At 71.0% G+C, this 12,103-nt stretch carries 6 protein-coding genes and 3 pseudogenes; 8 read left to right on the forward strand and 1 reads right to left on the reverse strand.

Annotated elements, in window-relative coordinates:
- Positions 1-125 precede the first annotated feature (125 nt).
- The 7 genes and pseudogenes from OUQ99_RS12945 (at position 126) to OUQ99_RS12975 (ending at position 9,102) form a co-directional block, all read left to right on the forward strand.
- Positions 126-1,316, forward strand: coding sequence for an ADP-ribosylglycohydrolase family protein (locus tag OUQ99_RS12945; protein WP_267949691.1), 1,191 nt, complete (start codon positions 126-128; stop codon positions 1,314-1,316).
- On the forward strand, positions 1,313-2,680 hold the full coding sequence (locus OUQ99_RS12950; RefSeq protein WP_267949692.1) for an ADP-ribosylglycohydrolase family protein: 1,368 nt from the start codon (positions 1,313-1,315) through the stop codon (positions 2,678-2,680). Before OUQ99_RS12945 ends, OUQ99_RS12950 begins: the two co-directional genes overlap by 4 nt.
- Positions 2,677-4,806 (forward strand): SUMF1/EgtB/PvdO family nonheme iron enzyme, encoded by a 2,130-nt coding sequence (locus OUQ99_RS12955; protein ID WP_267949693.1) that lies wholly within the window; start codon positions 2,677-2,679, stop codon positions 4,804-4,806. Before OUQ99_RS12950 ends, OUQ99_RS12955 begins: the two co-directional genes overlap by 4 nt.
- Positions 4,803-6,011: a CaiB/BaiF CoA transferase family protein gene (locus OUQ99_RS12960; RefSeq protein WP_267949694.1), complete on the forward strand. Its 1,209-nt coding sequence runs from the start codon at positions 4,803-4,805 to the stop codon at positions 6,009-6,011. Before OUQ99_RS12955 ends, OUQ99_RS12960 begins: the two co-directional genes overlap by 4 nt.
- On the forward strand, positions 6,008-6,880 hold the full coding sequence (locus OUQ99_RS12965) for an HpcH/HpaI aldolase/citrate lyase family protein (protein WP_267949695.1): 873 nt from the start codon (positions 6,008-6,010) through the stop codon (positions 6,878-6,880). The genes OUQ99_RS12960 and OUQ99_RS12965 overlap by 4 nt, the downstream gene beginning before the upstream one ends.
- A gap of 621 nt (positions 6,881-7,501) precedes the next feature.
- A pseudogene (locus OUQ99_RS12970) lies at positions 7,502-7,858 on the forward strand (transposase); the annotation flags it as partial.
- 96 nt (positions 7,859-7,954) lie between these two features.
- Positions 7,955-9,102: pseudogene (locus tag OUQ99_RS12975) on the forward strand (IS3 family transposase).
- Between the two features lie 357 nt (positions 9,103-9,459).
- On the opposite strand, the pseudogene OUQ99_RS12980 reads toward OUQ99_RS12975, so the two are convergent.
- Positions 9,460-10,235, reverse strand: a pseudogene (locus tag OUQ99_RS12980) (IS5 family transposase).
- 139 nt (positions 10,236-10,374) lie between these two features.
- On the opposite strand from OUQ99_RS12980, the gene OUQ99_RS12985 reads away from it, so the two are divergent.
- A complete protein-coding gene (locus OUQ99_RS12985; RefSeq protein WP_267949696.1) occupies positions 10,375-11,982 on the forward strand; it encodes an endonuclease NucS domain-containing protein in 1,608 nt (535 codons plus the stop codon).
- Positions 11,983-12,103: the final 121 nt, after the last annotated feature.

Genomic DNA, 12,103 nt, shown 5'->3' on the forward strand with positions numbered 1-12,103 from the left:
CGGAGCGGCCGGGGGCGCCACGCCCCCGGCCCGGGGAGTCCAGGGCGCGTCCCGGGACGGACGAGTGGGCGGGCCCGCGACGACGGGCCCGCAGCGCAGACGAACAACGACAGGGGAGTGGGCCCATGACCTGGCTGGACGACCGAGCGGTGGCCGTGATCACCGGAGCGGCGGTGGGAGACGCCCTGGGCGGCGCCACCGAGGGGTGGACGCCCGAGCAGATCGAGGAGCGCCACGGCGGACGGGTGACCGGCATCGTCGGACCGTGGTACCCGGACTGGCGCAACGCCCGCCCGATCGCGCCGTACCACAAGGGCGACGGACACGTCACCGACGACACCCTCATGACGCGCGCCCTGGTGGAGGTCTACGCGAAGCGGCGGGCACACCTGGACGCCTACGCGGTGGCCGAGGACCTCGTCCCGCTCATGATCGGCGAACCGCGCTGGGTCCCCGAGCTGGAGTCGACCGCGCTGCTGCTCCAGCGGGTCTTCCTCGCGGAGAAGTGGATGGTCGCCCGGATCCACTACGGCCACGTCGACCCCCGCGAGGCGGGCGTCGGCAACGTCGTCAACTGCGGCGCGGCGATGTACGTCGCGCCCGTCGGCCTGGCCAACCCGGGCGACCCCCGGGGCGCCTACGCGGAGGCGATCGACCTCACCGGCGCGCACCAGTCCAGCTACGGGCGCGAGGCCGCCGGGGTCTTCGCGGCCATGGTCGCGGCCTCCGTGGCTCCCGGGGCCGCCCTCGACGACGTCGTCGCCGCGGCGCTCGACGTCGCCCACGACGGCACCGCCGCCGCGCTGCGCGCCGTCGTCGGGGCCTTCGACGGCTGGGAAGCCCCGCCCCGCACCGACGAGGAGGAGCGCGCCCTGGCGCGGCTCGTCCGCGAGACGGTCGCCCCGTTCGACTCGGTGGGCCCGGCCTACCGGCAGATGTCGATGGACGCGCGCCGCCCCTCCCGGACCAAGGCCATCGAGGAGCTGCCCGCCGCGCTGGGCCTCGTCCTCGGGCACCGGGGCGACTACCGGGGCGCGGTGCTCGGCGCCGTCAACTACGGCCGCGACGCCGACTCCATCGCCGTCATGGCGGGCGCGGTCTGCGCCGGCCTCGGTGGGACGTCCGCCGTCCCCGCCGACTGGCTCGACGCGGTCGAGGAGGCGAGCCGCATGGACATCCGCGAGACCGGCCGCCTCATGGCCTCCGCCGCCGCCGACATCCTGCGCGCCGACCGTGAGCGGGCCGCCGCCCGCCTGCGGGACATCGACGCGATCGATCGCGCGCCGGCCGCGGTCCCGGCGGGAGGGACGACATGAGGCTCACCTGGGCGCAGCCGGAGGACCTGCTCGCGCACGAACTCGTCCAGTCCGCCGCCGAGGGGCGCGACGTCGCCGCGATCCGGGACCGGTGGGCCGACGCCGGGGGCGACCCCGTCCCCGCGGTGAGCGGCGCCGGACCCGTGCCCGCCTCCCCGGAGCTGCGAGAACTCGCACGCGCGCTGCTCGACGAACTGGCCGCCCTGCCCGCCCCCGCCGCCCCCGGTGAACCCGACGACTGGGCCGGCATCGAGGCCGTCCTGCCCCCGGTGCCCCGGCAGCCCGCACCCGGCGGCGACCTCCGCGAGCGGATGCGCGGCGCCTGGACCGGCCGCGCCGCGGGATGCCTGCTCGGCAAACCCGTCGAGAAGATCCCGCGCGAGGGCATCGAGGAGATCCTGCGCTCCACGGGGCGCTGGCCGCTCGACCGCTGGTTCACGGCCGCCGGGCTCCCCGACGACGTCGCCGCCCGCTGGCCGTGGAACCGCCGCAGCGCGCCGACGTCCCTGGAGGAGAACATCGACGGGATGCCGGAGGACGACGACCTCAACTACCCCATCCTCGCCCTGGCCCTCCTCGAACGGCACGGGCGCGGGTTCACGACCGAGGACGTCGCCCAGCTCTGGCTCGACAACCTCCCGGCGGGCCGCGTCTTCACGGCCGAGCGCGCCGCCTACCGCAACATCCTCGACGCGCGCCCCGTCCCGGAGACGGCCACCCACCACAACCCCTTCCGCGAGTGGATCGGGGCGCTCATCCGGGCCGACGTCCTCGGATGGGCCAGCCCAGGCGACGTGCGCGGGGCCGCCCGGCTCGCCTGGACGGACGCCAGGCTCAGCCACACCCGCAACGGCGTCTACGGGGCCATGTGGGCGGCGGCGCTGGCGTCGGCGGCGATGGTCCACGACACGGTCGACGAGGTCCTGGACGCCGCGGACGCGGCCGTCCCGCCGGACAGCCGCCTCGCCGCGGCCGTCCGGCTGGGGCGCGCCGCCGCCGGGGAGGGGGACGTGCGCGCCGGGCTCGACCGGCTGCACGAGGCCTACGGCGACCTGCACTGGGTGCACGTCCTCAACAACGCGGCCGTGATCGCGTACGCCCTCGCCCGCGGCGCGGGGGAGTTCGGCCCGAGCGTCTCGCACGCGGTGACGGCCGGGTGGGACACCGACTCGGCCGCGGCCACCGTCGGCGGCGTGGTGGGCGCGCTCCGGGGCGCCCGGGGCATCGGCGCCCGGTGGTCCGACCCGCTCGACGGCCGCATCGCGACCTCGCTCCCGGGGGGCGAACAGCGGATCGACGACCTCGCCGCCCGGACCGCGGCCCTCGCGGCCCCCGCCGCCACGACCGAGAGGAGCACGCCGTGACCTACCTGTTCGACCCGCTCGTCCCCCGACCGATCGACCTCCCCACCGAGGTGCCCCTCGACGGCGAACCCTCCGCGGACCGGCTCCGGGCCCTCGACGAGGCCAAGGTCTTCGCGGCCCCGGCGGACCCCGCCGACCGCCCCGCCTGGCGGGAGCGCCTGCACGCGTGGCGCGAGGACGCCCGGACCCGCCACGGCTACCGGGGCGCCGTGTACGAGCACCCCGGGGCGGCGTGGGCCGCCCGCTGCCACACCGTCGCGCAGGTGTGGCTGTGGGACGAGCTGCTGTACTCCTTCGACGAGCACCGCTTCACCCCCGAGCGCTTCCTGGCCGACGCCCGCGAGCGCTTCGGCGGACTCGACGCCGTCGTGCTCTGGCACGCCTATCCGGTGATCGGCCTGGACGACCGCAACCAGTGGGACCACTACCGCGACGTGCCCGGGCTGGCGGGCCCCGGGGGCCTCGTCGAGGCCCTCCACCGCGCCGGACTGCACGTGTTCGTCGACTACAACCCCTGGGACGTCGGCACCCGCCGGGGCGCCGACGACGTCACCGAGCTCGCGTCGCTCGTCGCCGACCTGGACGCGGACGGCGTCTTCCTCGACACCCTGAAGAAGGCCGACCCCGACCTCGTCGCCCGCCTGGACGCCGCCCGGCCCGGCGTGGTCCTGGAGGGCGAGTCGAAGCTGGCCGTCGAGCGGATCGAGGACCACGCCACCTCGTGGGCGCAGTTCTTCGCCGACTCGCCCGTGCCCGGGGTGCTCAGGGCGCACTGGTACGAGCGGCGCCACATGCAGCACCACGTGCGCCGCTGGCACCGCGACCACTCCGAGGAGCTCCAGTCGGCCTGGCTCAACGGGGTCGGCGTCATGGTGTGGGAGGTCGTGTTCGGGGCCTGGGTCGGCTGGTCACCGCGCGACGCGGCCACCGTGAGCCGCATGACGGCCGTCCAGCGCGCCGCGGGCGACCTCCTCCTCGACGGGGAGTGGACGCCCCTGGCGGAGCTCGCCCCCGAGGCGGAGGCCGCCGGCGTGTACGCCTCCCGGTGGGAGCTGGACGGCCTGACCCTGTGGACGCTCGTCAACCGAGGCGAGGCCGACCACACGGGCCCGGTGCTCCCGCACGGGGACGGCGCCCGGGCCCCCGGCGGCACGCTCGTCGACCTCACGGGCGGCGGGCGCGGGGAGGCCGGACACGTGACCGTGCCCGGGCGCGGTATCGCCGCACTCATGCACGTCGCGGACGGCGCCCCCGAGCCCGAGTGGCTGCCCGGCCTTCTCGACCTGCTCGCCGCCGCGCCGCACGACCCCGACGCGCGGTTCCGGCACCGCCTCGCCGCGCGGCTGCGCCCCGCGGCCCCCGGGACCGGTGCGGCGGGCGCCCACGCGGCGGGCGCCCACGCGGCGGGCGGCCCGGAGCCGGACGCGGCCGTGGTGCCCGCGGGGCCGTACGTCCTCACCGTGCGCTACCGCGCCCGGGAGACGGGCATGTACCAGGGCGCCCCGTACGTGGACGAGTGGAAGCCGCTCCCGCCGCGCCTGCACGACGCGCGCACCCTCCAGAGGGACGGGGCGCTGGCCGCGCCCGTCGCGGTTGCCGCGAGCGAGGCCACCAACGCCGGGTTCGCCGCGTTCCTCGACGCCACGGGCTACGAGCCCGCGTTCCCGCACCGCTTCCTCGCGCACTGGCAGGACGGGCGCCCCGCCCCGGGCACGGAGGACGAACCCGTGTCGTTCGTGGACCTGGACGACGCGCGGGCGTACTGCGCCTGGCGCGGCGGACGCCTGCCCACGGAGGACGAGTGGCAGCTCGCCGGCGAGGCCGGCGGCCTGCGCCGCGGGGAGCCCGCCGTCTGGAACTGGACCGAGAGCGAGCACAGCGACGGCCGGACCAGGTTCGTCATGCTCAAGGGCGGCGCGGACTACGCCGCCGAGGGGTCCGACTGGTACGTCGAGGGCGGGCGCCACGCACCCGACCGCAGCGTCAAGCTGCTGCTGCCCGGCCTGGGCCTGGCCCGGGGCGCCACCGTCGGCTTCCGCTGCGCGTGGGACCTGACGGACACAGACCTTCTTGGAACGGCGCCCTCCGCCTCGGCGCCGGAGCGCACCGGGGAGGTGGTCGCGTGACCGTCTCGCGCGACCCCTCCTCGGGCGCACTCGCCGGCCTGCGCGTCGTGGACGCCTCCACGCTCTTCGCGGGCCCCATGGCCGCCATGCACCTGGGGGACATGGGCGCCGACGTCGTCAAGGTCGAGCACCCCTCCCGCCCCGACCCCTCGCGCACGCACGGCGCCGCCAAGGACGGCGTCAACCTGTGGTGGAAGACGCTGGGGCGCAACAAGCGCACCGTCACCGCCGACCTCGGGAGCGGGGGCGGGCGGGAGGTGTTCCTCGCGCTCGCCGCGGAGTCCGACGTCGTCGTCGAGAACTTCCGCCCCGGCACCCTGGAGCGCTGGGGGCTGGGCTACGACGAGCTCAGCGAGCGCAACCCCGGGCTCGTGCTCGCGCGCGTCAGCGGGTTCGGCCAGATCGGCCCGTACCGGACGCGGCCCGGCTTCGGCACGCTCGCCGAGGCGATGAGCGGGTTCGCCGCGATGACGGGCGAGCCCGACGGGCCGCCCACGCTCCCGCCGTTCGGGCTGGCCGACGGCGTCGCCTCGCTCGCCACCGCGTTCGCCGTCATGGTGGCGCTGTCCGCCCGCGCGGGGACCGGGCGCGGACAGGTCGTCGACACGGCGATCATCGAGCCGATCCTGGCCGTGCTCGGACCCCAGATCACCCGCTGGGACCAGCTGGGAACGGTCCAGCCGCGCACCGGCAACCGCTCGTCCAACAACGCGCCCCGCAACACCTACCGGACCGGGGACGGGCACTGGGTGGCCGTCTCCACCTCCGCCCAGTCGATCGCCGAGCGCGTCGTGAGGCTCGTCGGCCGCCCCGACCTGGTCGACGAGCCCTGGTTCGCGCGCGGCGCCGACCGGGCCCGCCACGCCGACGAGCTCGACGAGGCGGTCGGCGGGTGGATCGCCCGCAGGACGCGCGACGAGGTCGTCGCCGCGTTCGAGGAGGCACATGCGGCGGTCGCCCCGGTCTACGACGCGTCCGACATCGTCGCCGACCCCCAGTTCCGGGAACTGGGGACGGTCCACGAGGTCGAGGACCCCGAACTCGGGCCGATGCTCATGCAGGGCCCGCTGTTCCGGCTGTCGGACAACGACGGCGTCGTGCGCTTCACCGGCCGCCCCCACGGCGCGGACACCGACGAGGTCCTCGGCGAGCTCGGGTTCGCGCCCGAGCGCATCGCCGAGCTGCGGGAGCGGGGGGAGGTGTGAGCGGCGCGGCGCGCGACCCGGGCGCGGCGCCTCCCCTCACGCTCCTGTACGTGCCCGCCGACCGGCCGGACCGGGTGGCCAAGGCGCTCGGCTCCGCTGCGGACGTGGTGCTGGTCGACCTGGAGGACGCGGTCGCCCCCTCCCGCAAGGACGGGGCGCGGCGCGACGCCGTGCGGCTGCTCGCCTCCGCGGACCGCCCCGTCCAGGTCCGGGTCAACCACCGCTCCACGCCGTGGCACGACGCCGACGTCGCCGCGCTCGCCGGACTGCCCGCCGGCGTCGGGGCCCGCGTGCCCAAGGCCGAGTCGGCCGACGGGGTGCGGGCGCTCGCCGACGCCCTGCCCGGCCGCGCGCTGCACCTGCTCGTGGAGTCCGCGCTCGGGGTCGAGCGCGCCTTCGACCTCGCCTCGGCCTCGCCCGCGGTGGCGTCGATCTGCCTCGGCGAGGCGGACCTGCGCTCGGACCTGCGGGTGGACGGGGAGGAGGGCCTGGCCTGGGCGCGCGCCCGCGTCGTGAACGCGGCCAGGGCGGCCGGGCTGCCCCCGCCCGCGATGTCGGCGTACACGCGCGTGCGCGACCCCGAGGGCCTCGCCGCCTCCTGCCGCGCCGGGCGCGCGCTCGGCTTCTGCGGCCGCACCGCGATCCACCCGGCCCAGCTCGACACGATCCGGGCCGCGTTCCTGCCCTCGCCGGACGAGGTGGAGCGGGCGCGCACGGTCCTGGACCGCGTCGCCGGGGCCGCCGACGCGGGGACGGGGGTGGTCGTCCTGGCCGACGGGACCTTCCTCGACGCCGCCATGGTCGAGCGTGCGCGCGCGGTGCTGGCCCTGGCGGGTCGCGGGGACGCGCCGCACGCCCCGGTGCGCTGACGCCCCGGCCGGGTCGGACTCCGCCCCCTGACGGGGGACCGGTTCGGACGGTCGCGTCGCCCGTGGATTCCAGCCCCGCCGCGAAGTGGGCACGCACCGCGTATGCAAGCGACCAACAGGACCTTCATCGAACGGAAGAGACCGAGCCCGAAAAGGTGTCGGCGAACACCGGATCAACGCCGCTTCCGGATTTCGGCCTCCGATCCCTTCGGGGCGGTGGAAACGTGGAAGCCGGTTCCAACGAGCCCTTGCCCCTTTCCCGGCTCGGGCTCGGTCATGGGCGTTGGACCGCGAGTGTGAGACAGGTGTGCTGTCGCCGGGTAGGCAGATCGCCAGTCGGTTCGACCGCAAGGACCGCTGGGGGAGGCTGGTGAAGGAACGCGGCCTTCGGCTGCGGAGACAGAGGACCGGGCATGCGTCTCATGTGCTCGTCGAGCGTCTCTCATCGCCGGCCAAGATCGGCATCGGATTCGGCGCGCGTAGACGTCCGATGATGCGATTACTCTGGTCGTACCGCTGACAAGATCGACTTCGATGCTTCCCTGGGACGAACGTAACCATCGGATTAGTACTGCAACGACAGTTTGCGATGTGGTGGCCACAAACGGTAGGTATTCGTGTGTGGCCACCACTGATCTCGGGACCTGGTTTCGGTCGTTCTCCGAGTTCACCGCGTCCTTCGCGCACCGCTTCCCCCGTATCGAACTCCGCCGCCAAGCCACCTCCTACCTGCGCGGACTCCTCAGCGAACTCGAGCGCAAGAACGGGTGGACCCTGGCCGAGATGACCGGCGAGCACGGCCCCCAGCGCTTGCAGCGCCTGCTGAACTTCTACGCCTGGGACACCGCCGGTGCGCGCGACGATGTCCGCGATCTGGTGGTGCAGGCCCTGGGCGACCCCGACCACGGTGTGCTGGTCCTGGACGACACCGGGTTCCTCAAGAAAGGCACGAAGTCGGCCGGGGCGGCCCGCCAGTACTAGGGCACCGCCGGGCGGATCGAGATGGTGTGTCCTGCGTTTTTCGGAGTCGGTTTTCTGGATCCTGGGACCACGTGACCCTTGAAGGAGGGCATCGTGGGACGTCGTGGATACCCCGCCGAGTTCCGCCGCAAGGTCCTGGACCTGGTCCAGGCCGGACGCAGCGTCGCGGACGTGGCACACGATCTGGACCTCAGCACCGAGACGGTCTATGCCTGGCGGCGCCAGGACCGCATCGACCAAGGCCTGGCCCCGGGCCTGACCAGCACCGAGAAGACCGAGCTGGCCGCGGCCAACAAGCGCATCGCCGAACTGGAGACCGAACTGGCCATCCACCGCCGGGCCAGTGAGCTGCTGGGGAAGGTGGTGCCCCCAAAAGACGGTTCGAGGCGATCGCGGTGACGGCCACCGAGGGACATCCGGTCCAGGTCGCCGTCCGGGTCCTGGGGGTGTCCGAGTCGGGGTTCTACGCCTGGCGCGACCGCGGCCCTTCGGCCCGCTCGGTCCGGCATGTGCTGCTCACCGACGCCATCCGCCAGATCCACGCCGCATCCAATGGCGTCTACGGGGTGCGGCGTGTGCACGCCGAACCCACCTTGGGCCGTGGACTACGCGTCTGGCATGGGACGGTGGCGATGCTGATGTCCCGGGCCGGCGTCAAGGGAATCGCCGGCCGCCCGAAGTGGCGGCGTGCGCGTCCGGACCTGGTCTCTTCCGACCTGGTGGATCGCCGGTTCGCCCGCCAGGGCCTGGATCAGCTGTGGGTCACCGATATCACCGAGCATCCCACCCGGGAGGGCAAGGTGTACTGCGCGGTGGTGCTGGAGGTGTGCTCGCGGCGTGTGGTCGGGTGGGCGATCGATTCCTCGCCTACGGCGGCGTTGACCACGAACGCGCTCGGGATGGCCATCGACAACCGTGAACCACACCCGGGGACGGTGATTCACTCCGATCATGGCGTGCAGTTCGGGTCGTGGGCCTTCACGCGTCGGGCCAAGGAGTCCGGGCTGGTGCCCTCGATGGGATCGATCGGGGACTGCTACGACAATGCCGTCATCGAGTCGTTCTGGTCGCGTATGCAGGTCGAGTTGCTGGATCGGCGCAGGTGGCGGACCCGCATGGAGTTGGCCAACGCGATCTTCGAGTATCTGGAGATCTTCCACAACCGGCAACGGCGGCATTCGGCGATCGGCTGGCTGACACCCGTAGAGTTCGAGAAGAGACTACCGAGCACCGTGGCCTGAGAATTCGAAAACACTGCTCCACCGAAGCCGGTACATGCCAGAGCCTCCATCACACCCGGCACGAGACAGGGCTGCTGATTGCGTCGATCGACCGGCTGCGGGCGCTTTCCGCTCCAACCTGATCGGCTCTGTCCTGCACCGATGAAGGTGAGGAACCATTTTCCGGGATCTTTGGATTCCGGCGCTGACCCGAGCAAACCAGGACATTGCCATGCTCGCGCCAGGGTTGTTACCATCCGGTCAGCTCAGAACACCCCGGTCTGACCAGTGAGGCGTCATGGAAGATCAAGTCCAAAGGCTTTTGACCAGCGATGATTCCTCATCAGTACATCCTGGAAGTAGCCCTTAGAGCTCATCTCAAAAGTCGTCGCTGTGCTTGGTCAGGTGCTTGTAGCAGATGAGGATGCAGGCGATGCCGAGCATGGCCAGGAAGGTGGAGGCCTTGCGTTCCCAGCGCACGTTCAGTCTGCGGTAGGAGCCCAGCCAGGCAATGGAGCGCTCGACCTTGTACCGGTGCCTTCCCAGCCGTTGTGAGGACTCGACGCCGGGGCGGGCGATGCGCACCCCGATGCCGCGTTCGCGCAGCCAGCGGCGCTGACCCCTGGAGTGGTAGGCCTTGTCGCCGTGGAGTTTGGTCGGACGCCGCCTGCGGGGGCCTCGGCGTGAGCGCACGGCAGGGACGCCCCGGACCAGGGGGTGGAGTGCTTCGATGTCGTTGACGTTGGCCGCGGAGACCGCGCAGGTCAACGGGAGACCCTGGTTGTCGCACAGCAGGTGGAGCTTGGAGCCGGGTTTGCCCCTATCGGTGGGGTTTGGCCCCGTGTTCTCTCCCTCTCTTGGCGCGGATCGACTGAGAGTCAACGGTGGCGCGGGACCAGTCCAGCAGGGCCCTTCTGCCCAGTTCGTCCAGAACAGCTCGGTGGATCGTGGGCCATACGCCCGCTTCGGTCCAGGTCTGGAACCAGCGGTGGGCGGTAGCGCGGGTGACGCCGAACAGGCCGTCGGCCTTCTCCCAGGAACAGCACGGTGGTCATGACCGCTCTCTGGTCGGCGCGGGGGCGGCCGGTCTTCGGGGCCGGCGGCAGCAGGGGTTGGACGATCTCCCAGAGCCCGTCAGGCAACACATCGCTCACAGCACGTGATCATGCCAGGCTCAGAGCCACCTCGCAGGACTTTCGAGATGAGCTCTTAAGGCAGGACTCGACTATGGTTGGTATCCGCTACTGATCCCTCGCTGTGGAGCCGTCCACGGGTATCGATAAGCTCTTTGTGATGCATACACATGAAAAACATATCCGGGATTACCTGGCAGTTCATCTCGACTTGATCGAAGAGGGCCTCCGTCTGGAGAAGGTCGAGTACTACCTACCCAACTCCACTGGCGCCCGAGGATTCATCGACATCCTTGCTAGGGACCACCACAAGATATGGGTGGTCATCGAACTGAAACGCTCCAGGGACAGCGCCAGGCAGGCGTTGAACGAGGTCACCAAATACACCGAACTCCTGCGTCGTGAAAAGTCTGTGCGCAAGGACCGAATCCGAAGCATTATCGTCTCTAGCGACTGGCATGACCTCCTGACCCCGGTGAGTAACTTGGCCAGAGACTGGGGACACGACCTACGGGGCAAGAAGATCACTACCGGCCCGAACGGAAGCGTGCTTTCGTGTGAGACTGTGCAACTCCTGCCTGAACCCTTCGAGCATCACCCCACGCAGGTCCACATGGTCTGTTTCTACGAAACCCCCGAGGGTCGCGACCGTGGCTGGGAGCGCATCGTAGAGCTGGCCGAGGAAGCGCAGGCACAGAACCTGGTCGGTTTCGATTTTGATCGGGTGGCCGAACACGATCGTGTCGTCGGAAACCACGCCCTCTACTATGCGATCGGCAGGATCAACCCTGACCTGGCCGAGCTTCAGGCTGGCCTGGACGTCGTCCCGGACGAAGGTGACGAGGATAATCCTTATTACGAGGTTCCGGCGAGTTATCACGACTGTGTGGCTGAGTATCGTGCCTCACACCACATCAACAACGGCGGAAGCCTGGCAGTCACGATTGAAATCGGACAACCCGATAAGTTCTCTGCACTCTTGGAGGACCCGCTTTGGGAGATGGGAGACGTACGCCGTACTGGTGCCTATGCTGCCTCGGATGCCCTAACAGATCGCGACCTTTACGACGCGGTGGCGGGACGAGATGGCCAAGCCCAAGTCCTCTTCCGAGGCTCAGCCGACCCACGAGTCCGTCCGCGCTGGGCGACCTTCACCAAGGAAGCGTCTGAGCCCCTGGCCGGGAACGAGGACTGGTCCGCCTTGATGCGTGCATGGTTCGCCGAGATCTCGGCGGACTCCGATCTCACGGACGTGCGCGTTTCGATTTACAACCCCTGTGATCTGCTGCAGACATTCTTCTGGGGATTGCTTGACCCAGAACGCCCCTTCGAGCTATATACGCCGAGCATATCGGCGCTGGCCTGGGACTCCAGTCGTCTACGTCGGATAACCCTGGGTGCCCTGGCCTGGGACGGCCAATACCGTCCGGACCTGATGAAGCGCATCGAAATGGTCTTCTCTGATGCGCACCACTACGCCGTCTACCACCACTACGGTGAAGTGTGGCGGCACGACCCCCTGCTGCTGGAACTCCTGGGCCTGCGCTATGTTCTGGTTGATATGGAGCTCGGTGCCGCCGCTCCCCGAGTAAGCCGGCTGCAGCTCTTTGAGGATGATCATCTACAACAGGTCTTGGGGCCTCCGTGTGAATCTCCTTATGTGCGTCCTGATGGCAAGCTTTTCTTGCTCACCGATTTCGTGTCTGCCCACCGGAACGAGATGCACGCGTTCATTGGCGAGTATCTGAAGGTGATTCAGCCCTTCTGATGGAGACTGTCTCGTACTGAGGTTGGTGGAGGCTGCAGTGTATTTCGGGATCGCCTCCCGTTGTTCATCCTTCTCCGAACACAGCTTTCCGGGATGAGAATGGGGCCGGAAGTGGTGGTCA

Source organism: Streptomonospora nanhaiensis (assembly GCF_026642255.1).
Lineage (GTDB): Bacteria > Actinomycetota > Actinomycetes > Streptosporangiales > Streptosporangiaceae > Nocardiopsis > Nocardiopsis tropica.